The 23,592-nt window shown below is 45.6% G+C and carries 21 protein-coding genes; 3 read left to right on the forward strand and 18 right to left on the reverse strand.

Annotated features, from left to right (window positions below):
- The 10 genes from leuE to tal all read right to left on the reverse strand — a co-directional run bounded on the left by leuE (nt 1) and on the right by tal (nt 11,535).
- Nucleotides 1-642, reverse strand: a complete 642-nt coding sequence (gene leuE, locus HCZ42_RS06625) for a leucine efflux protein LeuE (protein WP_167419941.1) — start codon at nt 640-642, stop codon at nt 1-3.
- Between the two features lie 144 nt (nt 643-786).
- Complete coding sequence (locus tag HCZ42_RS06630; protein ID WP_167419942.1) at nt 787-2,268, reverse strand: alkaline phosphatase D family protein; 1,482 nt, start codon at nt 2,266-2,268, stop codon at nt 787-789.
- 524 nt (nt 2,269-2,792) lie between these two features.
- Nucleotides 2,793-3,539 carry a phosphatase gene (locus HCZ42_RS06635; RefSeq protein WP_167419943.1) on the reverse strand — a complete coding sequence of 249 codons (747 nt, stop codon included), beginning with the start codon at nt 3,537-3,539 and terminating at the stop codon, nt 2,793-2,795.
- A 17-nt stretch (nt 3,540-3,556) separates the two neighbouring features.
- Complete coding sequence (locus HCZ42_RS06640) at nt 3,557-4,291, reverse strand: nucleoside/nucleotide kinase family protein (protein ID WP_167419944.1); 735 nt, start codon at nt 4,289-4,291, stop codon at nt 3,557-3,559.
- Nucleotides 4,292-4,301: 10 nt separating this feature from the next.
- A complete protein-coding gene (locus HCZ42_RS06645; RefSeq protein WP_167419996.1) occupies nt 4,302-4,820 on the reverse strand; it encodes an MltR family transcriptional regulator in 519 nt (172 codons plus the stop codon).
- Nucleotides 4,821-4,878: 58 nt separating this feature from the next.
- Complete coding sequence (locus tag HCZ42_RS06650; protein ID WP_167419945.1) at nt 4,879-6,150, reverse strand: zinc-binding dehydrogenase; 1,272 nt, start codon at nt 6,148-6,150, stop codon at nt 4,879-4,881.
- Between the two features lie 49 nt (nt 6,151-6,199).
- Nucleotides 6,200-7,600 carry a PTS mannitol transporter subunit IICB gene (locus HCZ42_RS06655; protein WP_167419946.1) on the reverse strand — a complete coding sequence of 467 codons (1,401 nt, stop codon included), beginning with the start codon at nt 7,598-7,600 and terminating at the stop codon, nt 6,200-6,202.
- Nucleotides 7,601-7,616: 16 nt separating this feature from the next.
- On the reverse strand, nt 7,617-8,060 hold the full coding sequence (locus HCZ42_RS06660; RefSeq protein ID WP_167419947.1) for a PTS sugar transporter subunit IIA: 444 nt from the start codon (nt 8,058-8,060) through the stop codon (nt 7,617-7,619).
- Between the two features lie 452 nt (nt 8,061-8,512).
- The gene (gene tkt, locus HCZ42_RS06665; protein ID WP_167419948.1) at nt 8,513-10,504 is read right to left on the reverse strand and encodes a transketolase; all 1,992 of its coding nucleotides are present in this window, start codon (nt 10,502-10,504) and stop codon (nt 8,513-8,515) included.
- Between the two features lie 80 nt (nt 10,505-10,584).
- Nucleotides 10,585-11,535, reverse strand: a complete 951-nt coding sequence (tal, locus tag HCZ42_RS06670) for a transaldolase (protein ID WP_167419949.1) — start codon at nt 11,533-11,535, stop codon at nt 10,585-10,587.
- Nucleotides 11,536-12,000: 465 nt separating this feature from the next.
- On the opposite strand from tal, the gene HCZ42_RS06675 reads away from it, so the two are divergent.
- Nucleotides 12,001-13,011, forward strand: a complete 1,011-nt coding sequence (locus HCZ42_RS06675; RefSeq protein ID WP_167419950.1) for a sugar-binding transcriptional regulator — start codon at nt 12,001-12,003, stop codon at nt 13,009-13,011.
- Nucleotides 13,012-13,072: 61 nt separating this feature from the next.
- Here HCZ42_RS06675 and HCZ42_RS06680 read toward each other — a convergent pair whose 3' ends face one another.
- Complete coding sequence (locus tag HCZ42_RS06680) at nt 13,073-13,720, reverse strand: alanyl-tRNA editing protein (protein ID WP_167419951.1); 648 nt, start codon at nt 13,718-13,720, stop codon at nt 13,073-13,075.
- A 237-nt stretch (nt 13,721-13,957) separates the two neighbouring features.
- On the opposite strand from HCZ42_RS06680, the gene HCZ42_RS06685 reads away from it, so the two are divergent.
- A complete protein-coding gene (locus HCZ42_RS06685; protein WP_167419952.1) occupies nt 13,958-15,256 on the forward strand; it encodes a glycoside hydrolase family 18 protein in 1,299 nt (432 codons plus the stop codon).
- Nucleotides 15,257-15,332: 76 nt separating this feature from the next.
- On the opposite strand, the gene HCZ42_RS06690 is transcribed toward HCZ42_RS06685, so the two are convergent.
- The 7 genes from HCZ42_RS06690 to moeA all read right to left on the reverse strand — a co-directional run bounded on the left by HCZ42_RS06690 (nt 15,333) and on the right by moeA (nt 22,666).
- Nucleotides 15,333-15,938 (reverse strand): LysE family translocator, encoded by a 606-nt coding sequence (locus HCZ42_RS06690; protein WP_167419953.1) that lies wholly within the window; start codon nt 15,936-15,938, stop codon nt 15,333-15,335.
- Between the two features lie 50 nt (nt 15,939-15,988).
- On the reverse strand, nt 15,989-16,816 hold the full coding sequence (locus HCZ42_RS06695) for an AraC family transcriptional regulator (protein ID WP_217702283.1): 828 nt from the start codon (nt 16,814-16,816) through the stop codon (nt 15,989-15,991).
- A 154-nt stretch (nt 16,817-16,970) separates the two neighbouring features.
- Nucleotides 16,971-17,795: a sulfurtransferase gene (locus HCZ42_RS06700; protein WP_167419954.1), complete on the reverse strand. Its 825-nt coding sequence runs from the start codon at nt 17,793-17,795 to the stop codon at nt 16,971-16,973.
- A gap of 144 nt (nt 17,796-17,939) precedes the next feature.
- Nucleotides 17,940-19,985 carry a GGDEF domain-containing protein gene (locus HCZ42_RS06705; RefSeq protein WP_167419955.1) on the reverse strand — a complete coding sequence of 682 codons (2,046 nt, stop codon included), beginning with the start codon at nt 19,983-19,985 and terminating at the stop codon, nt 17,940-17,942.
- A 342-nt stretch (nt 19,986-20,327) separates the two neighbouring features.
- Nucleotides 20,328-20,642, reverse strand: a complete 315-nt coding sequence (locus HCZ42_RS06710) for a hypothetical protein (protein ID WP_175579410.1) — start codon at nt 20,640-20,642, stop codon at nt 20,328-20,330.
- 29 nt (nt 20,643-20,671) lie between these two features.
- Nucleotides 20,672-21,421, reverse strand: coding sequence for a molybdopterin-synthase adenylyltransferase MoeB (gene moeB / locus HCZ42_RS06715; protein ID WP_167419956.1), 750 nt, complete (start codon nt 21,419-21,421; stop codon nt 20,672-20,674).
- A 9-nt stretch (nt 21,422-21,430) separates the two neighbouring features.
- Nucleotides 21,431-22,666, reverse strand: coding sequence for a molybdopterin molybdotransferase MoeA (moeA, locus tag HCZ42_RS06720; protein WP_167419957.1), 1,236 nt, complete (start codon nt 22,664-22,666; stop codon nt 21,431-21,433).
- Between the two features lie 178 nt (nt 22,667-22,844).
- Here moeA and folE point away from each other — a divergent pair, with 178 nt between their 5' ends.
- Entirely contained in the window at nt 22,845-23,498 is a 654-nt protein-coding gene (gene folE / locus HCZ42_RS06725) for a GTP cyclohydrolase I FolE (RefSeq protein WP_167419958.1), read from the forward strand.
- Nucleotides 23,499-23,592: the final 94 nt, after the last annotated feature.

The raw sequence follows: 23,592 nt of genomic DNA on the forward strand, positions 1-23,592 counted from the left end.
CTAGGTTAGGCTGGCAAGGCGCGCGGCAAATCCCATAAAGAGCAACCCTAGCAGTCCGTTGCCTAACTTCGACAACATTTGATTGTTTTTGAACAGTTGGGTAAGCGATGTGCCAACGAATATCAATACACTTAGATAGACAGTGCTAAAGATCTCTAAGATGGTTGCGAGGATCAAATAAGAAATCCATGTGTGTTCATAGGTGTAGTCGATAAACTGAATAAAGAACGACACGTAAAATAGAATCGCTTTTGGATTGGTTAAGCTTAGCGTGAGCGCTTTAGCGAAGACGTTTTCAACTTTTTGTGGGCGCTCAACACCAGATTCATCCATTGCTCGTCTACACCAGTATTGATGAATGATTTTAAGTCCAAGATACAGCAAATAAGCCGCACCCAAATAACGGATAATAGTAAACAAAACCGGAGAAGTTTGGATAAGTGAAGCGACGCCAAGGTAAGAGAGCAGAATTAAGATCGCATCACCGACTAGCACGCCCATAGCGGCTTTGTATCCGGTCTTTACACCAAGTGAAGAGCCTGACTTAAGCACATAGATAGAGTTTGGTCCTGGAGCGATGATAATCATCAAAAGCCCAACCAAATACGTCCAAATATTGATAACGCCAAACGCTTCTAACATGCGGTCCCTCGCAAAAACTCAATCGCCAATGAAAGAGATATAACGCAAAGCGTGATTAAAGTCTATCGAAGAATTGGTGATTATTTAGTCAGTAAATAAATCGAGAAACAAAAGCCGGACACTGCCGGCTTTTCTTCATAAAATCTACTGAATCGGGAAAGCGGGAGTGTCGTCATTTTCCGTGCGCCAGTTGACCCAGAGTTTGCCATCCGTGCCCTCAAGTAGCGTCGCAAAATTGCGCGCGCGGATGTATTTGTCTGAGCCATACGGGCGCAACATATCCGCAGCCACTTGATTGTTCTCATCCAGATATTCGGTGCGGTCATTGGTGATAGCGCAAACGCCTAGCCACTGCATATAGCTTGGTGCAGGGTGGACAATGGCGGAAGAAATGACCTGATGGACCGAACGTTGCTGCTTATCTCTAGAGTCGCGAATCACACCAAGTGCGCCAACGTGTACGTCACCAGATAGAATAACGGTGCGGCGTTTGCTTGATTGGGAGTAATCGAGCAAGCGCATGATGAGTCGCGATCGTTCGCCTTCGTGCTCTTTCGCGCGCCAATGATCTTTTAAATCGTCAGTCAGTTCTTCTTCCCATGGCGTGGTGTCTAACGTGTTTTCTGCAAATGAGAAATCACGGTAAACCACAGGAACCGCACTCAATACTAGTAGGTTATCGCTTTCGAGGTTTTTGAGATACTCGATAACCAAGTCCCACTGATTTTTGCTCATGACTTGTTTAAGCGTACGTTGCGCACGATTGTCCAAGACGAGGATATCGTAACCGTGGAATTTCAATGCGCTGGCAAAGTGGTCACGGACAGAGTGACTGGTTTGCAATAGTGAACGGTTTTGTGGACCGCGAATCTGCAACAGCTCAAAGTGTTTACGCGCTGCGCTGAAAATCGCTTGGTAAACGTCACAGCTTTGGATGTCGTCAGGATAGCTGCCCCAGCCGTCAATAATATCGTGGTCGTCCCACATCATTACCGATGGAATTGATGCAAGCATTGATGCCATTGGTTCTTTGTTCCAACGGTCGACATACAGTTTGCTGTAAAAGCGGTCGAGTTGGGCGACCATTTTTCTGCTCGCTGGACGTTTTACTTTGACCTCGCGATCTCTCTCATTCCATGCTTTTAGTGTGTCGACTTCGGTCCAAATCGCATCGGCGTAAACTTGGTCTCCGCCCATTAATAGCAAAGAGAACGGTTCTTGTTGGTGCTCTTTCGCCATCTCAGACCATAAGCGGTATGGCTTTTCAGTGGTGTTCATTATTTTTAGGTCTGAAAAACCGTTACACGAGGCATAGGCAAACTTTGGTTTCTCTTGTGGACCAGGAACGTAGAAAGACCATTCGCGATTGCCGCGTTTATCCAACAACTCTTCGCCATCTTGCTGTAGAGCATAAGTGATGGTTTCTGCGCCATGGCCTTCGATATTGAGTTCCATACGCCACACTTTACCATCATTGATTTCGCCGATAAGGGTCGCAGGCACAGGAGAATGTTGAGGGTAACTGACGCTGACAGAATTTGCGGTTTTAGACGTCACGACCACAACGGTGTAGTGGTGGTCGGATTCGAGCCCAAGTATTGGACCAAGTACCATTTTCGTTTGCATGCTCACTTCCTTGTCATTATTGGTTTTGATTGAACAGGTGAGAGCACTAGAATTGTTAGATCGCCAACTTTTTGCTCATCACGTTGTATATCATCTCAGGGTTAGTGGTTCAGTTCTGCGTCAATATGCATTTTTGTGAACATGCGTAGATAACGGATTGATGCGATATAGTTAAGTCTTTGATAGGCAGTAAAAAGGGCACCGATGTGCCCTTAAAGTTATATGAGTATTTAGATTAACCTAAGAATCCGTTAGTTTGATGTTTCTACAGCTGAGCATAAACGGTGTTTAGTGAAAGCAGTTCTTGGAGTGAAGTTCGGTGATTTGTCCCTGTTCGATAACAATCATGCGCTTATTTATCCAAATTAAATTGCTTTAGGGACGCTAGTGGCAACCTCGGGCAGTAGTTATTTTTTATTGTTGATGTTGAAAGGCAAGTTTCGTCAGAGTTCGATACAAGCACCTATTAAATAAAAGCCCCGCGGTAAACGCGGGGCTTTGTTGATCAACTTGACAGAATGAGTTTAATAAAGCGCTTCAAACTCTGGGATGCGAGCTTTGCCGCGCAGCAAGAGAAAATTCAAAAACCGAGATGCTGAACTTGTGATTACTCTTTCTTCAGGCACGTTGTGTTGTTCTAGCAGTGAAATTACTAGGTCTAAGCGAGCGATCTCTTCACAAAAATGCGCGTCAGAACCGGTAGTAAAGTAAACGCCAATTTCATTGCCGAGTCCGACAATGTTTGAGCAATGGACATCACTGCCTTTGCGGCTTTTACCAGTGAGAGAAGTGTTGTTTACTTCGATCGCGACATTATTCTCTTTTGCACATTGCAACACGGGTTTCAGGTCAAACGGGTAATTCGGATTACCTAAGTGCCCTAAGGCATCGACTTTGCCGCTTTCAATCACATTGATCAGTGCTTGGGTATGTTCTTTGACTGACGCCGGCGCGAATACAGGTTCGTGAAAGCTGGCAATGACCCAATCTAAATGTGGATAAGACGATGGCGGCAGATCAAGCTCTCCTGTCTGGTTAAGTGTATTGGCTTCTACACCTCGCAAGATACCGACATCGTGTAAAAAGCGGGGCAAAATTCTTTGGTTGTTGAAATACCAGTAGTGGGGGGCACCGGGCATTTCAGGAGCATGATCCGTAGTACAAAGAAGTTTTAACCCCTTGTTCTTAGACGCGAGAGCGTTTTCAATAATAGTGCTGTAAGCATGACCACTGGCGATAGTATGTGTATGACTATCCACGACTATGTTCATACTGTCTCCTTGTGTGGTTATCTGATTTCGAAAGAACCATCTTGGTTCATAAACAAAGTAAGGTCCGCAGAAACTGAGTGATTAAGTACTTTATCCACATTGAGTGAATCTGAACTATGGTAAAACGCCTGCGCTTCTTCGGCTGAGCTACCACCACGTATTTTGCGGTTTACCAGCCTTTCTTCAAGAAACTTAGGGTCGGTATCGACAAAAATGGTAAAGTCAGCCAGCTCGTGTAATCCGTTCCAAACAGGCTCATTGAGTAGCAACCAGTTACCTTCAACGACAACAATATTGTCTTTAACTCGGATCGCATCTTCGACAGGGTCATGCAAATTTCGGTCGTAGTATGGCCAAAGTGGGTCGCTGGTTTTGAGTAGCTTTAGTTTACGGATAAGCTCACTCAAGTTAAAGGTTTCAAATGAGCCTTTTATTTCTCTTAAACAAACCTTCTCGCCGTTTCGTTCGATAAAGTTATTGTTGAGGATTTCGTTCGGGTAATGGAACCCGTCAAACGGCAATACTTGCAGTGGTTCAAGATTTTCGTTTTGGTAAGATAAATATTCCCAGAACGCCGCAAGGGTGGATTTTCCGCTACCGGGTGGGGCGCATAGAAACACAACAACTCGTTCTTGTTTTTGCTCAAATAAGCGTGAGAATTTCTCGACCAAGGGTTTGTGTATCAGTGAGACGTCGCTGTCAGGAAACTTTGCTTGAGTTTCGAAGCCACTGACATCTAATGTGACTTTCATAGTGTAAGCCTTATTCTAAAATCTCTTTGGTGACCCGTTCGATAAGCATTTCACAAGAGAGCTTCAATACCGTTTTGATCAGCGATTCGTAGCGCATTTGTGAGAACGACTCGAACGAAGAAAACTTAAGCTGGTTAATCGAATCGAGATAAAAACTGTCTTCGCCTTTGGTTAACGTCGCTTGGTTGGTAATAAACTCGTACACCATGTCGTCGTCATAACTCAGCTTAGCTGGCTGATTGAGCGCATAGTCGAGCATCTGGTCGTAAAGGCCAATATCTGCGTATGTTTCGAGCGAAATTTTCCCCATTGCGAAGATAAGCTTTGAGACGACATCGGTAGTCACCAATGGACCGTCTTCTCTGATTAATGGTGCAACGGCGTATTGCATAACGAATTCGTCTTGAACGAAGACTTGTGGCAATAGTTCTTTCAGCTTTAAGTTGATAATCTTGTTCGATACTTGGAGAAAGCAGGTTGCAGTCTCACAATGGTCTATCGCATCAAACAGCTCTTCTTCTCGGGACAAATGTTGATTAACCTTTTTAGAATGTGGCAGCTCTAGGCTACCACACAGTAAGCCAGCGCTAAACAGAGAGGCTGACATCGTAAAACTCAAGTAGCGCTTTTTCTGCGTGAGCGTTCCAAACGTAGTTATTCGCCTTCAATATCGCGTCGAGATCTTCAAAAAACGGGTCAACATCCGCAAGTGATAAGAAGTTGTCAATCGCTGTTAGTGGCAAATCGATATGTGGGTAAATCAGCTTTTTGCCGCCAGGAATCTCAAGCTGGTTGAGAATCGTGTGAGGTGCTGACTCAAGCCCACCAACGTGCGTGATCATAAATGAAGGGTTAATCTTGTTTTGCTCAGAAAGCTCGATTGACTCGACCATATCACCTGTTGAACCACCTGAAGTGCCAACAATATGCGTTGATTCGTAATGGACGTTATAGAAGTTAAACGGCACTTTGAATTGCTTGTCAGTCGGCCCGGCGAAGAAGTTGAGACAGCCATCGTTGCCGAGTAGGTCGTCCGCTTGTTCAAGCACTTGATGCACCGCCGCGTAGACCATGACGTCATCATAACCTTTACCGTCATTAAGTCCTTTTAAGTACTCAACTGGGTTGTCGACGTTAGCGGTGTTGACATAGTGAAGTTCAACGCCATTTTCAGCGGCTTTTTCAACAGGAATTAACGATTGAGCGCGGCTTAAGCGATTTTCATCGATATCGGTCACCACCAATAGGCGAGGCTTCACCGGGCCGTTAATTGCGTAATCAATTGCGCCAATGCCCATTGGTCCGGCACAAGCCAATAACGCTAGAGAACCGTTCGGTTTAATGCCCATTTGGTGCTCATAAACGTATGGTGTTGTGTGGTAGCTAGCGTGATAAGCACCGATGATACAAGACATAGGCTCAGCCAAAGACGCATTAGCAAAGTAGCTGCCGTTGTATGGCAATACGCAACCTAGGTCAATAGCGACTTTTGGAATGATAGAGTAGGTCGCATTGCCACCAAATGTTTCGTAACTGTAGCCAGCAGAGTAACCTGAGGGCAGCCCCATCGCTGGTTGAAGCACAAACGGTTGGCCAGGTTGATACTTATCTTTTAGGTTGGCACCAACTTCGACAATGATGCCTGCGTATTCGTGGCCTGTCATTACTGGTACTTGGTCGATATCGTCTGGTACACGCTTGTGTTTGCTACCAAGTAGTGCGGCTTTATAAGTCGATAAACAGATACTGTTGGAAATGTTTTTTACCAATAATTCGTCTTCACCGATTGCTGGCAATTCAAAGGTGCGTAGTTGGACATCTTTCTCACCACAAATAACGGCTGCAGTCGTTTGAACCATGATTTTCTCCCGGGGATAAGGGGCCGAGATAAGGCCCCAAAAAGTTAAATTAAGCTTGTTGACGAATCGTTGTGATTAGCTCATCTAGAGCAGGATCGTGCAGGAAGTTTTTAATCGTAATCACGGGTAATCCTGTTGCGTTGACCGCTCGGCTTTCCAAGCTCTCGTGAGTGACAACAACATCGGCGTGTGACGGCACTTTCTCTATCGCGTAGTTTTTCACTTCGATATCGAATCCAGCATCAACGAGTTTCTTCTTGAATGTCGATGCGCCCATTGCGCTAGAGCCCATGCCCGCATCACAAGCGAAGGCAACGAATTTGATCTTTGCTGCTTCTGGAGAAGCTTGAGTGGTTGTCGCTTTTACCGCACCCTCAGCCTTCATCTCTTTCATATCCGTTACTGAACGTTCAAACTCATTTTCTGATTCTTCCGTTTTGCTGACTTTCAAGATAGCGCTGGCCACTAAGAACGAAACGATAGTTGCAGTTGTCACACCAGCGATGGTGGCGATAAAGCTGCCTTTTGGCGTCAACGCTAGGTAAGAGAAGATTGAGCCAGGACTAGGGCCCGCTACCAGACCAGCATCAAGGAGATTGAACGTTGCAATACCTGTCGCTGCACCAGCAATCATCGCCACAATCATGATTGGTTTCATTAGAACGTACGGGAAATACAGCTCATGGATACCACCGAAGAAGTGAATAATGATCGCGCTCGGTGCAGAACGCTTACTTAAACCCTGACCAAACTTCGCGTACGCAAGCAACATACCTAGACCAGGGCCCGGGTTAGACGCGACCATAAAGAAGATGGATTTACCCGTTTCTGCCGCAGCTTGTAGACCTAATGGGTAGTAAATGCCTTGGTCGATAGCGTTGTTCAGGAACAGCACTTTTGCAGGTTCATTAATAATGGCGAGTAAAGGGAGGAAACCTGTTGCTACAAGTGCTTCGATACCTGATTTAACGAAAAGGTTTGCCGCTGTTACTGCTGGACCAACGATCGCGTAAGCAAATAAGCACATGATCATGCCGAAGATGCCTAACGAGAAGTTATTGACCACCATTTCAAAACCAGAAGGAATTTTATGTTCGATCTTTTTATCGATTTGTACGATAACCCAGCCACTTAGTGGCCCCATGATCATCGCACCGACAAACATAGGTATTTCCGCGCCCGCGATAACACCCATGGTACCAATCGCACCTGCTACAGCACCGCGTTTGTCACCGACAATTTGACCACCAGTATAACCAATCAATAATGGCAGTAGATAGGTGATCATCGGCCCAACGAGTTCACCGAAGTAAGCGTTAGGCATCCAGCCTGTAGGGATAAATAACGCAGTAATAAAGCCCCATGCGATAAAGGCGCCAATATTTGGCAGAACCATCGCGGTCAAATGACCGCCGAAGGCTTGCACTTTTGCTCTTACGTTTGTAGTCACGTTATGTTCCTTCTTTTTAGTACGATTTTATGATGTTGAGCACATCTTGTTTGGAAGATGCGGCAGCAAGCTTAGTGATGTTCGCTTCATCGACAAGCATTTCGCTCAGCGCTTGGATGACTTCTATATGGGTATCAGAGTCTGTGGCTGCTAGTGTTAGCAACACATTCGCTGGCCCCATATCTGAGCCAAAATCCACTGCGGTCGGGAAAACATGAATGCCAAGTCCTGTTTTTAATACTCCAGCTTCAGGGCGAGCGTGGGGCATAGCTATTCCAGGGCAAAGAACGTAATATGGACCATTATCAATGGTAGACTGGATGATTGCGGATGCGTAATCTGATGTTACGTAGCCTTTCGTTTCAAGGTAAGCAGTCGTTACTTTCACCGCCTCAGCCCATTGATATTCATTGCTATCAATCACATCAATGAGGTCATGGTCGATAAGGTCATACAGCATAGTTGTTTCCCGCTAGGTTTATTGTTGATAGGTTTATTATCAGTAAGCCGAGCAGGGTTGAAAACTGAGAAGGTTTTGTGATTGAAGTCACGCAATGCGCGCTGTCAATCTATTAATTCGAACGTCAATCACATTTCAATATAGAAATAAAACAACGTATTTTGTTTGAATTACAAATCAAGACCAATAATTTGATCCCATATGCAAAATAAATAAAAAATCAAACTTTCATTTAAATGATCTAGATCTCTTTTGTGTTCTTGACTGAATTTATAACGTGATTTTGCTCAAGATAGAAAAGAGCGTTAGACCGGATTTTTATTCGATATTGAACGATCAAAATCACATTGTTAGTTTTAGAAATGTGTTTTGAAACTAATTTACGTATTTCGCTTGGATAAAAAAAGCCCCGCTATACGAGCGGGGCTTTGTTGTTTGTAGCTAATCGTTGATTAAGCGAGTAGCTCTTTTGCTGTGTTTACTACGTTTTCTGTAGTGAAACCAAACATCTTGAACAGTTCGCCAGCTGGAGCAGATTCACCGAAGGTAGTCATACCGATGATCTTGCCGCCAAAGCCTACGTACTTGTACCAGAAGTCTGCGATGCCCGCTTCGATAGCGATACGCGCTGTGACGTCTGATGGCAGTACGGCTTCACGGTAAGCTGCGTCTTGCTTGTCGAATGCATCCGTTGAAGGCATTGAAACAACGCGTACTTGCTTACCTTCAGCAGTTAGCTGTGCTGCTGCTTCTACTGCTAGCTCAACTTCTGAACCTGTTGCGATAAGGATAAGTTCTGGTTTGCCTGCGCAATCTTTCAGGATGTAACCACCTTTCGCGATGTCTGCAACTTGCTCAGCACTGCGCTCTTGTTGTGCTAGGTTCTGACGCGAGAAGATAAGCGCGGTTGGCGCGTCTTTACGCTCGATAGCCAGTTTCCAAGCCACTGCTGATTCAACTTGGTCACATGGACGCCATGTGCTCATGTTTGGAGTCAGACGTAGAGACGCCATTTGCTCAACCGGTTGGTGAGTTGGGCCGTCTTCACCAAGACCGATAGAATCGTGCGTGTACACTTGGATGTTCTGAATTTTCATCAGAGCTGCCATGCGCATTGCGTTACGTGCGTATTCCATAAACATTAGGAAGGTTGCGCCGTAAGGAACAAAACCACCGTGTAGTGCGATACCGTTCATGATAGCCGTCATACCGAACTCACGTACGCCGTAGTGCACGTAGTTACCAGAGAAGTCGTTCGCTTCAAGAGACTTCGAACCAGACCACATGGTTAGGTTAGAAGGCGCAAGGTCAGCAGAGCCGCCCATAAACTCAGGTAGTAGTGCACCGAACGCTTCTAGCGCGTTTTGCGATGCTTTACGTGATGCGATGTTTGCTGGGTTTGCTTGAAGGTCAGCAATGATTTGGCTTGCTTTCTCTTCCCACTGCGCTGGTAGCTCACCGTTTACGCGGCGTTTAAATTCTGCGGCAAGCTCTGGATATGCTGCTTCATAAGCTGCAAATTTCTCGTTCCACGCTGCTTCCTTAGCTGCGCCTGCTTCTTTCGCAGACCATTCTGCGTAAACTTCCTGCGGAATTTCAAAAGGACCGTGCTCCCAACCTAGTTCTTTACGTGTTGCTGCGATTTCTTCTGCACCTAGTGGTGCGCCGTGACAGTCGTGAGAACCAGACTTGTTAGGAGAACCGAAACCGATAATTGTCTTAGTACAGATTAGAGTAGGGCGTGGGTCTGCTTTAGCCGCTTCAATTGCTGCGTTGATTGCTTCAGCGTCGTGGCCGTCTACCGCTGGGATTACGTGCCAGCCGTAAGCTTCAAAACGTTTAGGTGTATCGTCAGAGAACCACCCTTCAACGTGACCGTCGATAGAGATGCCGTTGTCATCCCAGAACGCGATTAGCTTGCCTAGACCTAGTGTACCAGCCAGAGAACATGCCTCGTGCGAGATACCTTCCATCAGACAGCCGTCACCCATGAACACGTAAGTGAAGTGGTCAACGATGTCGTGGCCTTCTTGGTTGAATTGCGCTGCTAACGCTTTTTCTGCCAACGCCATACCGACTGCGTTAGTAATACCTTGGCCTAGTGGACCTGTTGTTGTCTCGATACCAGGTGCGTAACCGTACTCAGGGTGACCCGGAGTTTTAGAGTGAAGTTGACGGAAGTTCTTCAGATCGTCGATTGATAGCTCGTAACCTGCAAGGTGCAGTAGAGAGTAAATCAGCATAGAACCATGGCCGTTTGATAGTACGAAACGGTCGCGGTCAGCCCACTCTGGGTTAGATGGGTTGTGGTTTAGGTGAGAGCGCCAAAGAACTTCAGCGATATCAGCCATACCCATAGGGGCGCCAGGGTGGCCAGAGTTTGCTTGTTGAACACCGTCCATGCTTAGAGCACGGATTGCATTAGCTAAATGTTTACGATCCATAATAATTACCGAATATGTTTAATTCTAGGAAAGGGATATTAAGAGGGGAACGCAAACGTTCCCCTTTTTGATTCTGTGTCTTACAGCTTAGCTGCGATCATGTCTTCAAGTTTACCTTGGTCAATCGCGAAGTTGCGGATACCTTCAGCAAGCTTCTCAACCGCCATTGGGTCTTGGTTGTGATCCCATAGGAACTCAGCATGAGTCATTGGAGCAGGACGCTCTTTTGTACCGTTAGAGTCAACTAGTTTCTCAACGACTTCACCTTCAGCCGCTTCAAGTTCTGCAAGTAGAGCAGGAGCGATAGTTAGACGGTCACAGCCAGCTAGCTCAAGGATTTCGCCGATGTTACGGAAGCTTGCGCCCATAACTACTGTTTTGTAGCCGTATTCTTTGTAGTAGTTGTAGATCTTAGTTACTGACAATACGCCTGGATCTTCTTGAGCTTCGAAGTCGCGACCTTCTTTCGCTTTGTACCAGTCCATGATACGACCAACGAATGGAGAGATTAGGAATACGCCAGCTTCAGCACATGCGCGCGCCTGAGCGAATGAGAATAGAAGAGTCAGGTTACAGTTGATGCCTTCTTTCTCTAGGATTTCTGCTGCGCGGATACCTTCCCAAGTAGAAGCCAGTTTGATTAGGATGCGGTCGTTAGAGATGCCTGCATCGTTGTACATCTTAACTAGCTGACGTGCTTTCGCTACGCTGCCTTCCATATCGTAAGAAAGACGTGCGTCAACTTCTGTAGAGATACGGCCAGGGATAGTTTTTAGGATTTCTTTACCAATGTTTACAGCAAGCATGTCACAAGTGTCTTGAACTTGTTGAGCTTTGTCGTTGCTTTGCTCTTTTGCGTAAGCGATTGAAGCGTCGATTAGAGGTGCGTACTCAGCGATTTGAGCAGCTTTCAGAATCAGAGATGGGTTAGTGGTTGCATCTTCTGGTTGGTACTTTTTAATTGCGTCGATTTCACCAGTGTCAGCTACTACAGTCGTTAGTTTACGAAGTTGCTCTAATTTGTTGCTCATTACGATCATCCTATTTCATGGGGCTCATACTTTGCTGTAAGCATGAAGAGTGCATTTGCAAGCGTGCCAGACAATAGAAGTAGAAGTTTGTTCTATCAGCCAGCTTTTAACTTTTCACCGTTCGAGCATTTGTTGTGAACATTTGCTCTAACGCTGAGTAAATGATGGGTTCATAATTATCTTATCTGAGCCGAAAGTCAATTGTTGATCTAGGGGTAAAGTGACATTCATCAACTATTTTTTTTATAGTCGACCTAGGTTTGCATAAATAAACGTTTGCCTAGATAGCGTATAGCTTGCGAAGCAACACGAAGCGCTAATTTTATACGTGAGAATTTGTTTTTGTGATGAGCAAATGTTGATGTTTTCCACCCTGGTGACATATGCTACACACATGAGCGCTTGTAACAGCGTTGAGTATATGCCCAGTTTTTAGGGGCGCGAACAACACAAGTTAGGTTGAGCATGAGTAAATCCACTAATGATGTATCTGACGAGAGCACCGATCTACTAACCGAAATATCGGTCGCTTATTACCAAGACGGCGCGACACAGGAAGAGATTTCAAAGAAGTTTGCGGTTTCACGAGCGAAAGTGGGACGCATGCTAAAGCAAGCAAGAGATGAAGGCATCGTTGAGATCACGGTGAAATACCACCCGGTATTCAGTGCCAAGATAGAACAGCGCCTTATTGAGCGTTTTGGGGTAAAGCGTGCACTGGTTGCGTTAGACCAACCGAGTGAAGAACAGCAACGCCTGCAAGTTGCTGGGTTAGTGTCGAAATACATGGCGAGCACGCTGCAAAACGGTACGGTGGTAACCGTAGGTCAGGGGCGGAACGTCTCTGCAGTCGCACATCACGTTGGCGTTATTCCACAAAAGGACGTCAAGTTTGTGTGCGGGATTGGCGGCATTCACCCACGCGGAGGGATGTTTAATGCTGACCATATTTGCCGTCAGTTCGCCAAAAGCTATGGCGGTACTTCCGAAACGCTGTATGCACCAGCGTATGCAGAAAACCGCGAACAAAAGATCGCCTTTATGCAAAATGCGACCGTTAAACAAACTTTAGACCTCGCGCGTAAAGCGGATGTGGCGTTAGTTGGTATCGGCGATATGAGTGAAAACAGCTACATGGTCGACTTAGGCTGGTTTACCGCAGAAGAAGTGGTTCAGTCGCGCATGATGCAAGGTGTGGTCGGCGACTTTGCGGGGTACGACTTTTTTGACATCAATGGCGTGTCAGCCAAGACAGTGATGAGTGATCGAATTATCGGTCTAGGCATTGATGAGTTTCGTTCCGTATCCGAGGTGATTGCCATTGCGGCAGAAAACAGTAAGCCACTGGCTTTGTTAGGTGCTCTGAGAACAGGTGCGATCGATGTAATTGCGACTAGCGTGAGTAACGCACTGACGGTCTTAAACCTTGATGAGCAAATGCACGATGCTCAAGCAAATCTAACCAAACGAGACTGAGTATTCTGCGTTAAGACTTTTTCGTACTCAGGAGCTCAAATAGCTTCTGAGTATGGGATGACTACTCCGATACCGCCAAGGTGATTTCAACTCGTTCTTTGCCTTTACCAATGTTCTTGCGCTTTAGTGCTATTTTGCCCACTTCAGAGGTGCGCTTTAAATGAGTGCCGCCGCAAGGCACTTGAGCAAACCCTTCTACTCTCCAGTAGCGTCGCTGCTGCTCTTGATCGGAGAACGCGCTTATTATCGGCAAATCTGCGTCTATAATCGCCTGCGCCTGCTGTGTGAAACCAGCTAACAATGGACTAATGTTTTCATGCCACTCAAAGTCGATGCGGCTTTTATCTTGTGAAATATGTGCGCCAACCTTGGCTATTTCCGGGTAGCGCTGTGTAAACAATTCGAATACCACTTCTGCAGCAAAGTGTAACTTCATTAGGGCGTAGCGCCTGTCCCAGTCGATCTGGCTCACAACATTATCACCAACCTCAAAGCTGGGTGGCGTTTGCAGTGTGTAGATGATGCGTTTGTCGTGTTTTACTGCAAGAGCAACTGGAATCCCAGCGATGGTTGCTGCATCACTTTCTTGCCCGCCTGATTCGGCGTAAATAATGGTATGTGAAAGCTCAACGTTATTGCCTTCAATACGCATTACCTGCGACGTCAGCTCCGTGAGGTATGGGTCATTCCAGAATTCCTTCTCCGTCATTGTTCATCCTGTGCTTTTCTATGTTTGGCTACCAAGATAACAAAACTATCAAGGTGTACATAGGTAAAGCGGCTTCTTCAGCTAAAAGTGAAAACTGAGGAAAGGGATATCAGCAAATTAAATGCAACCAATGTAATATGTTTGGTATTACTTCATAGTCTCTCGCAGCGTGAGGTGAATATTCAGCGGCTCAGCTTCCTCAAGGGTAATTTTAATTCGATTACTCAGGAGGGATTTATGAATAAGAAACTTCTCGTTGCGGCGCTACTGACCGCATTAAGTGGGACAGTATCAGCGGAGCAAAAGGTTGTCGCAGGTTACTTCGCCGACTGGCAATACAAAAACGCTGATAACCCTTATGTGGTTGAAGACATACCGGCGGAACAACTCACTCACATTATTTACGCTTTCTTAAGTATGTGTGGCCCTCATACTGGCGCATCTGCCGAGATTCAGCAGTTAGTCGCCGAGCAGTGTGAAGGGAAAGCGCCTTACACTGCGATCGTGGTTGATACCCAAGCAGCGCTAAAGACAGACTTTGGTAAGGTGAACGTTGATGTGCCTTATCAAGGTCACTTCGCGCAGTTAGCACAACTGAAGAAAGACAACCCTAAGCTAAAGATTCTTCCTTCATTTGGTGGTTGGACGATGTCAGAGCCGTTCCATGCGATGGCGAAAGACAATAAATCGATAGAACAATTTGCCACATCCGCTGTTGAGTTAATTGAGCAATATGACTTTTTTGATGGCATTGACTTGGATTGGGAATACCCTGGTGGTGGCGGTTTGACAACATCACCTTGGAACCCAGAAACCAAGCTGAATGATGAGCAGAAAGCCAGTGAGCGTGAGGCATTTACGTATTTAGTTAAGACTTTGCGTGGCGAGCTTGATGACTTAGAACAAACGACAGGCAGAGAGTACGAGTTGTCCACGGCGGTGGGGGTGGGCGCTAAAGCGACTCAAATCGATTGGCAAGCCGCTCAACCATACCTGACCAACATGTTCGCGATGACCTATGACTTTTTGGGGGGCTGGGGACAGCAGACCGGACATACAACCAATTTACACGCGACGGAAAGAAGTTGGTGGGGAATGGGCGCAGATGTGTTTATCAACCAGATGCTTGAATTGGGCGTACCCAGTGAAAAGATCGTACTTGGCGCGGCGTTTTATGGACGCGGCTGGCAAGGTACGAAAGATTTTGATGGTGGACTGCCGACACAAACGCTGGTATCTGAGCAGGGTGCACAATTCGGAACGGGTGAGAATGGCTACTTTATGTTTTGGGATCTAATGCAAAACTACAGCGCGAAGCAGGGTTATCAATACAAGTACGATGAACAAGCTCAAGCGCCGTATTTGTGGCATCCGGACAAAAAAGTGTTTATCTCATTCGAAGATCAACGTTCGATCAAAGCCAAAGCAGATTGGGTGAAGCAAGCTAACCTCGGCGGTATCTTTACGTGGGAACTATCGGGTGACCCGAGCGGTCAGTTAGTCGACGTCATGCACCAGGAAATGAACAAGAAGTAACAATTAAAAGGTCACTTGAAATCCAAGTGACCTTTTGTTTCCAGCCCAATATAGACGTTGTCATGCTATGTGATTGCTATTTTGTCAGCGGCATCAACACGTGGTCATAGCCAATCGCGAGTGAAACATAAACCAGCAACGCCGCCATTAAATAGTTAAACACGCGCAAATACTTCGGGTTCTCTATTTTCTTACCCAGTAATGAACCAACGACGGAATAACTCGTTGGCGCACCAAACGCCAGTACAGCCAAAACAAATGACCAAAGTAAAATGGCTTCGTCTGTGATGCCAGCACTCGGAAACTGAATGGTCGAGATAGGCAATGTCGCGACCAGTGCTTTAGGATTAAGTAGTTGCATAAACAGACCGTCACGAAAGCTCAGCTGATTATCGGCATAACCCGCCTCTTGGATATCTACGTTTGATTTAACGACCTTGTAAGCGACATAAAGAATGTAGCCACAACCGGCAAAACTGATAAAAGGCAAAATCTGAGGATTAATGACTTGAAGCCCTATATAACCGAGAAAGACAAATAAAATCAGCATCGCACACCCAACGCCAATAAAGAATCCAAGGTGGTTATAGGTACGTTTGTTTAGTCCGCTGTGCAGACCGAGCAAATTAATTGGTCCAGGGGTGTACATTATGCCAATGGCATAGGCGAAAATTTCAGACATAGAGAAGCCTACTTGAGTCTATTTGAATGCAGAATCGAAGGAAGTGTCGTTTAGCGTGACCATTGAAGCTGGAATTGCTTCGGGGTCATACCAAACATCTTCTTAAAGTTACGGTTCAAGTGGCTAACATCCGCAAACCCTGAGTCTAAGGCCGCGAGCGTGGCGTTTCTACCGAGCTGTAAGGCTTTGCGCGCATGGTTTATGCGACAGTTCAGCACATATTGATAGGGAGTAATGCCGAACTGAGCACGAAACAGACGAATGAAATGAAACTTCGACATCGCTGCTGCGTTGGCAATATCTTCGATTGAAATGTCATTATGCAGGTTTGCCAAAATATACTCTTTTGCCCTGAACAGTAGTGTGTCTGTCCTACTGCGTCGCTCGGCTAAATCCAAACTCCCATGCTGATTAACCAATGATTGTGCCAGCATATACAGGCTAGATTCATACTCAATCTGAGAATAAGACGTTGCTTTTAATAGCTGCGACATATTCGCCACATGGTGTCTGAGCATTGCATCATCAAACAAAGTGTTTTGCAGCCGCAGTGTGGATGACTGCTTATAACCGAGAGACTGGAATAGGGGATAGATTTCATCCGGGTGGATATAAAGCATCACGTACTCAAGATCTTGTTCTACTCCAGAGTGGCCATCATGGACGTCTTCTGGGTTAAACAGCATCACACAACCAGGCGAACTTTTGTGGAAAGAACCACGACAAAAAAAGTCTTGTCGACCTTGTAAGGTCAGGCCAATCGAATACTCTTCATGGGCATGCTTTGGGTAAGTAAAATCGCTCATCGTTGCGCTCAACAACGACACATTGTCTTGCTGTTTGCTGGGCGTAAATTGAAAGCGATTACCATTTTCCAAAACGAATTCCTTTTCGGTGTTAGCATTGAACTTACATCACTATAAAGTCGTACTGGCGAGAAAACTTGAATAAAATTGCTTTTATCAACAGCTAGCTTTCATGCTTAGTCTGCGTGTTTAACGCTAATGTGTTGCTAAGTTCACGACCGTATGATTAATCGATCGGCAGTTCTTCTCTTGCGCCCCACTCAGTCCAAGAGCCGTCATACACGGACAAGTTCTGGTAACCGCAGATATAAGCCGCGAGCAAAATAATGCATGCGGTTACGCCTGAGCCGCAACTGAATAGATATTGCTCTTTACCTGCTAGCAGCTCTTCAAGTTGAGGTTGCAACTCTTGCGGCGATTTTATCTTGTGTCCGTCCATGACAGAAGCAAAAGGCAAACATGCAGAATTAGGGATATGACCGCTACGAATACCAGGTCTTGGCTCTGGGACTTGAGCATCAAAGCGTTGTTGGGAGCGAGCATCGAGCGTTAAGCTACTTGGGTCGTCAATCTTGCCTAGTACATAAGCAGCGTCTACAAAATAATCTGGATTAAGTTTTCCGTTGAAGTCACCTTGTTCGTTTACGTCATGGTACTTTTGGACAACGGGGAACCCGGCATTTTTCCATTCGGTCAGGCCGCCATTTAAGATATAGACTTTGTTATGTCCCATTGCTTTGAACATCCACCAAGCTCTTGGCGAGGCAAACGTGCCGCTGTTGTCGTAAACAACAATGGTTGAGTCTTGGTTAATGCCAAGTTGTTGTGCAAGCGTATTGAATCGTTGTTCAGACGGCATCATATGAGGTAGCTGGGAGTCTAGGTCGCAAAAAACTTTGTCGTAATCAAAACGTCTGGCGTTTGGAATGATGTTCTCTGTGTCCTTCTCCGTTTCTGAAGGAATTTGAAAGTCGATACTTGCGTCGAGGATTACAACCGTTTCGGACGGTTCAAGTTGTGAAAGCTGCTGGGGTGAAATGAGTGGATTCATGAATTAGCCTGACGATGATTGAATAGTTATTTTAAGCTACAACAGTAAATAAAAAGGGGCAACCAACCGCTGCCCCAAAATTCTCTCTAAGTTGTTCATTATGCGGTTTTAAAGCGTTTCATCTGTGAATTGCTCTATAAAAATCTAACTGTATTGACCTTTGACAGAGTTACGGCCACTTGATTTGGCATCATACAGCAACTTATCGGCGAGATTACACAGCGAGTCGAATGCGATATCAACGTCTTTGGTTGTGATCAAGCCAAAACTACAAGTGACACTGACCGGTTGATTATCATCTGTCATAAACGCATGCTGTGAGAGTGCAAGACGCATACGCTCTGCCAAGTTTGTTGCTTCTTCTAAATCGGTCTTAGGCAACACGATGACAAATTCTTCACCACCAATGCGTGCCACAATATCGTTTTTACGCACTGTCGACTCCAACACTTCCGCAACACCAGTTAAGACCGTATCACCAAACGCATGTCCGTAGGTATCGTTAACTTTTTTAAAGTGGTCAACATCCATCATTAACAGCGTAATCGGACCGGAGTCTGGTTTCTTGGCGACGAGTTTTTGCTTATCCAATTTGCGTTCAATCCAGTGATTGAAAGTGAGTAACCCGTGTTGTAAGCGCAACACTTGTTTGTTTATGTAGTAATTTAGCTTTTCTTTGCTTGATTGAGATACAGGCTTCGCCAATGGATTTGGCGTACGCTCTTTAGGTTGAACAAACCATTCTTCCAAGAAACGACGGTTGAATAGCCCGGTTAAAGTGTCGGTTTTCGCCAAGCGGCGCATTCTCAAACGCGAGCGGTTAACCACCAAGAATACCAACGTCATTAGCAATAGAATCCCAAGCATGACGAGCAGTGCTTCGCCGAGAAAGAAAACAGTACGCTGATTGTTTTCAAGCTCTAATCGCTGTAAGACATTGTTCCAATTTAAATTCTCGTTCTCATACTCTAGTCGTTCTAGCTCAAACAGTGTCTTTTGTAGCTCTAGGTTTTCGACTTCGCGTTGATTACTGAACTGAATAAACTTCTCGTGATATTGGCCGTAGGTTTGGTAAGCCAGCTGGAAGTTATCCTCGCCCGCATACGCCATCGCTACGACTTTAATTAACTCCATTTGCTGGCGCTGTATGTAACGTTGATTAATGATGTCCGGGAGCATTGGCGTGATCATTTCTAACAGCGCTTGATATTGCTTACGTTCCAACATGTATTCCGCGTGCAGCAGTTTAAACGTCGCCAAGTATGCACTCGATGTTTCACGGTACTGCAAGTTTTCCGCGAGACTCAAGTGGCGTAGCATATTCTTATCGTCGTTGGTTTCACGGTACAAAGACGCAAGCTCTAGGTTAATCCGAAAGCGAAAGCGTCCGTCGCCGATCACCTGTGCGAGCTTGAGCGCGGTTTGATATGAGTCGATGGCTTTTTCGTATTGAAACTGTGCTTTGTGCAACTTGGCAATGGTTAGCATGCTAAGTAGCTCGTTAAACGACATGCGTCGTGTTTTGAAGTACTGATAAGCTTGCTCCAAGATGACTTCTGAGCGTTCAAAGCCTTGAATTCTTACCAGTACGCCGCCAAGCTCTAGCGCAGTTCGCTCGACGAGCCCTTGTACGCCAGAAGACTCAGCCGCCTCCATTGAAGACATGAGTGCGGCATAAGATTTTTTGAAGTCGCCTTGTTTGTTGTAGTAACGCCCTTTGAGTAGTAGCACTTCAGATTCAAGCTGCTTATTGTCCTCTTTGCGGGATGTTTCCAGTAGGGCATCAATCGAAGAAAGCGCGTCCTCTATGTCATGTTTACCCATCATGGCTTGGACTTGGAGTAGCTTAAATTGCAGGTACTCGTTACTTTGCTTGGCAACCAGCCCAAGACCTTTGTTTGTCACCTCTAAGCTTTCTTCGTTGCGGCCGAGCAATTCCAGTACAGTTGCCTTAGCAAGCCAATAGCGAACCAGCAGTTCCTTTGGTTGGTTTTGTATCAAGGAATCTTCTTCGAGAGATTCGATTTGCGCTAGTGAGCTTTGTGGCAGCGCATAAATTTGGCTTTCAATCCCCTCAAGCGACTGCAAGAATTTGCTTTTTGACTCAGAGCTTTCCGCTACTGCGGGTGTAGTCGTAAGAGCGAACGAGCATGCAAGCGCTAATGCTATGTGTGTATAGAATTTTGACATTATTATTATTCCCTAATGGGCAGCTAGCTCAGTGTAATGGGATAGGTAAGTTATCGTTTTATATGTTGATGTTAGATTGTAGCCAAACATCGTCCCTAATTATTGAGTTAATAATAAATCACCTACTTTAGCGGGCGAAACGTCAATCACTAGTTACTTGCAAATTTTTGAATATAAACTCTAAAATCTCATTTTGGAGACAAAATGATAATTCAAATTGTGATCTTACTATCTGTTCTACTTGTGGTTTTTCATCGGTACCCATCTCACTAAATGATATAAAATTTATTGCGAGCAGGCATCATGGTAAAAATAGTGGGGTGTCTAGTAGGGTTGAATATTCTATTGTTCGTCAAATTTACACTGAACAAACTCGTAGCGTGTTTCATCTGTCGCAATACTATTTTTTCTCGATAGTTCAACGATTGAACCTGCTGGGCAGTCAGTTCTTGGTGGGATGGAGAGGAGCTGTTGTGTACCATCGGCGAGTTGTACATTTAGGTATTTACGATGACCATCTAGGGATTGGGTCAGCGTTTGCGTGACAACCTTTGCTTGTACTCGCTCTTGTGGCTCGTCTGGTATTAGGTAGAGCAACGCAGCGAGTAAGGCGATCAAAAGGAAAAAAGTAGCGATGAAGACTTTTGGATTGTTCACCTTATGACTCCTTCGCTACTTGATAAAGGTTAGCTACAAACAGGGCAGTTAGGCATTTTCATCAGGTTCATTTCGCGCCAAGACATAGTCAACGCATCTAAGATGAGAATTTTGCCTTGTTTTGGCGTGCCGTAGTCGGCGATGACTTTGATTGCTTCCATCGCTTGTACCGCACCAATTATGCCTACCACGGGGGCCATGACACCGGCTTCCACACAGCTAAGCGCCGCATTGCCAAATAATGCACTTAAACATTGGTAGCAAGGCTGGGCAGGATCTTGGTAGGTAAAAACGCTGATTTGGCCTTCCATTCTAATTGCTGCGCCCGAGACCAGAGGTGTCTTTAGTTCAAAACACAACTTATTGAGTTGGTTTCGTGTCTCTACGTTGTCTGATGCATCCAACACTAAAGTGTGCTGAGCAATAAGACCTTTCAGCTCACTATCAGACAAACGCTTGTCGATAGTTGCAACTTCTAGGTGAGGGTTAAGCTGTGTCAGTGATTCTGCCGCTGAGAGTACCTTTTTTTTACCAATATCAGCATCATGATGTAAAACTTGGCGCTGCAAATTGGATAACTCAACCACATCGTCATCGATCAAAGTCAGTTTTCCTACGCCAGCCGTTGCTAGGTATTGGCTTGAAGCGCAACCTAAACCGCCGGCGCCTAACACCAAGATAGAGCTCTGCTTGAGTGCTTCCTGACCTTCAAAATCAAACTGCTTAAGAATAATTTGACGGTTATAGCGAAGCATTTCTTGATCAGACAAGATCTCCAAAACCCGCTCCTAGTAAAGTGTTGAGTTGAACAGCTGAATATTGACGGTTTCGCCAACTTCTACACGACCACGCTCTCTTTCAAGTACTACAAAGCAATTTGCCAAGCTCATCGAGCGGAATGCACCTGAGCTTTGATTACCAGTGGTTTCAACGACAAACTTGCCATCTTCGATAGTGTAGATACCGCGTTGGTAATCGGTACGTCCTGGAGCTTTCTTAAATGCCGTTTTGGTGGTTGCGGGAATAGACTCAGGCGCTTTCCATTCTGTATGACCAGATAACTTAGCCAGCATAGGCTGCACCAATACATACATAGTTAGTACTGCAGAGACAGGGTTGCCTGGTAAGCCGCAGAACCAAGCGGTAGAAAGCTTGCCAAACGCGAATGGTTTACCCGGTTTGATCGCGAGTTTCCAAAAGCCAATTTCACCGAGCTCTTCAAGAATGTCTTTGGTGTAGTCGGCTTCTCCAACGCTGACGCCGCCCGAAGTCACCACCACATCGGCCAATGATTGCGCTTGCTCAAAGGTCGCTTTCAGCGTTTCAGGACAGTCTGGAATAATGCCGAGATCGATCGGCTCACAACCGAAGTTTTCAATCAGCGGTTTGATACCATAGCGGTTGCTGTCGTAGATTTGACCTTCAGCCAAAGGTTGACCTAATGGTTTTAGCTCATCGCCGGTTGAGAAGAACGCGACACGCGGTTTGCGCACAACCGTTACATGGCTAACACCTAGTGTGGCGATCATCGGGATATCACGCGATGTAAGACGCGAGCCTTTCGGCAACACAATGTCGCCTTTGCGGATGTCATCGCCAGTAGGGCGGATATTGTTTTGTGGCTTAACTTCAGTTTGCGTGAAAGTAACGCCATCTTCGCCGACGACGGTGTTCTCTTGCATGATGACCGCATCACATCCATCAGGAATTTTCGCGCCCGTCATAATGCGCACGCAGCTACCTTGTGGCCATTCGCCTTCAAACGGTTGTCCTGCAAAAGATTTGCCCGCAACAGGCATCGTGGCATTGTTGTTCAGGTCAGCAATACGAATCGCGTATCCGTCCATCGCTGAGTTATCAAATGGTGGCACGAAAATAGGAGAGAGGATGTCTTCCGCTAACACATAGCCAATGGCTTCGGCGAGAGGTAACTGCAATGTGGTTTGAATTGGTTTAATACGCGATAGCATGTTCTCCATCGCATCTTCAAGTGGCATTAAGCCCGGCGCATCACAACAGCCCATAACAAAATCCTAAATGTTTATAATAATTTGTTGCCGTCACTCTACCATAGAATTGACTATGGCAATAATGACCCCCTATAAAATATGGGTGTAATTATTCAAAAATCCGAGTATCCTTGTCTGCCATCCTAAAGGGGTAATCTCGTATTGGGATTCTTGACAAATGAGAGGAAGTGGAATGTCAGGTCTTAGCGAATCAGCGAAGTTGGTAAAAGATGCGCTAGAACGTCGAGGATTAGAGACGCCAATGGTGCCTAATCAGTTCAGCAGAGAAGAGAAAAAAGAGAAGATTCAACACCATATGCGTGAAATCTTGTCTCTGTTAGAGCTCGACCTCTCTGATGACAGCCTAGAAGAAACACCGCACCGTATTGCGAAAATGTACGTGGACGAGATCTTCTCAGGTCTAGACTACTCTAACTTTCCAAAAATCACTGTGATTGAGAATAAGATGGACGTGAGCGAAATGGTGCGAGTGAAAGACATCACTGTCACCAGTACTTGCGAACATCACTTGGTGACTATCGATGGTCGTGCGGCGGTTGCATATATTCCTCGCGGGAAGATCATTGGTCTTTCGAAGATCAACCGCATTGTTCGTTTCTTTGCTCAGCGTCCTCAAGTTCAAGAGCGTATGACACAGCAAATTTTAGTCGCGTTGCAAACGTTGCTTGAATCAGACGATGTGGCAGTAACTATCGATGCAACCCATTACTGCGTGAAATCACGTGGTGTAATGGACGCAACTAGCGAGACAACCACTACAGCTTTAGGTGGTATTTTTAAGTCAAATTCAGCAACTAGGCACGAATTTCTCCACGGAATTCGTTAGTCTGCTACGATTGACAACAGATTGATTTTAAAACCGCTTCCCAGTCGAAGCGGTTTTTCGTTTTGCTGAGTTCACACTGTAAATTCAGCGAATC

It is taken from the genome of Vibrio hepatarius (assembly GCF_011806575.1).
GTDB classification, from domain to species: Bacteria; Pseudomonadota; Gammaproteobacteria; order Enterobacterales; family Vibrionaceae; genus Vibrio; species Vibrio hepatarius_A.

Bases quoted from the DNA above. Each gene is read 5' to 3' on its own strand.
- leuE (WP_167419941.1), bottom strand. From the start codon at position 642: ATGTTAGAAGCGTTTGGCGTTATCAATATTTGGACGTATTTGGTTGGG.
- HCZ42_RS06630 (WP_167419942.1), bottom strand. From the start codon at position 2,268: ATGCAAACGAAAATGGTACTTGGTCCAATACTTGGGCTCGAATCCGAC.
- HCZ42_RS06635 (WP_167419943.1), bottom strand. From the start codon at position 3,539: ATGAACATAGTCGTGGATAGTCATACACATACTATCGCCAGTGGTCAT.
- HCZ42_RS06640 (WP_167419944.1), bottom strand. From the start codon at position 4,291: ATGAAAGTCACATTAGATGTCAGTGGCTTCGAAACTCAAGCAAAGTTT.
- HCZ42_RS06650 (WP_167419945.1), bottom strand. From the start codon at position 6,150: ATGGTTCAAACGACTGCAGCCGTTATTTGTGGTGAGAAAGATGTCCAA.
- HCZ42_RS06660 (WP_167419947.1), bottom strand. From the start codon at position 8,060: ATGCTGTATGACCTTATCGACCATGACCTCATTGATGTGATTGATAGC.
- tkt (WP_167419948.1), bottom strand. From the start codon at position 10,504: ATGGATCGTAAACATTTAGCTAATGCAATCCGTGCTCTAAGCATGGAC.
- tal (WP_167419949.1), bottom strand. From the start codon at position 11,535: ATGAGCAACAAATTAGAGCAACTTCGTAAACTAACGACTGTAGTAGCT.
- HCZ42_RS06675 (WP_167419950.1), top strand. From the start codon at position 12,001: ATGAGTAAATCCACTAATGATGTATCTGACGAGAGCACCGATCTACTA.
- HCZ42_RS06680 (WP_167419951.1), bottom strand. From the start codon at position 13,720: ATGACGGAGAAGGAATTCTGGAATGACCCATACCTCACGGAGCTGACG.
- HCZ42_RS06685 (WP_167419952.1), top strand. From the start codon at position 13,958: ATGAATAAGAAACTTCTCGTTGCGGCGCTACTGACCGCATTAAGTGGG.
- HCZ42_RS06690 (WP_167419953.1), bottom strand. From the start codon at position 15,938: ATGTCTGAAATTTTCGCCTATGCCATTGGCATAATGTACACCCCTGGA.
- HCZ42_RS06700 (WP_167419954.1), bottom strand. From the start codon at position 17,795: ATGAATCCACTCATTTCACCCCAGCAGCTTTCACAACTTGAACCGTCC.
- HCZ42_RS06705 (WP_167419955.1), bottom strand. From the start codon at position 19,985: ATGTCAAAATTCTATACACACATAGCATTAGCGCTTGCATGCTCGTTC.
- moeA (WP_167419957.1), bottom strand. From the start codon at position 22,666: ATGGGCTGTTGTGATGCGCCGGGCTTAATGCCACTTGAAGATGCGATG.
- folE (WP_167419958.1), top strand. From the start codon at position 22,845: ATGTCAGGTCTTAGCGAATCAGCGAAGTTGGTAAAAGATGCGCTAGAA.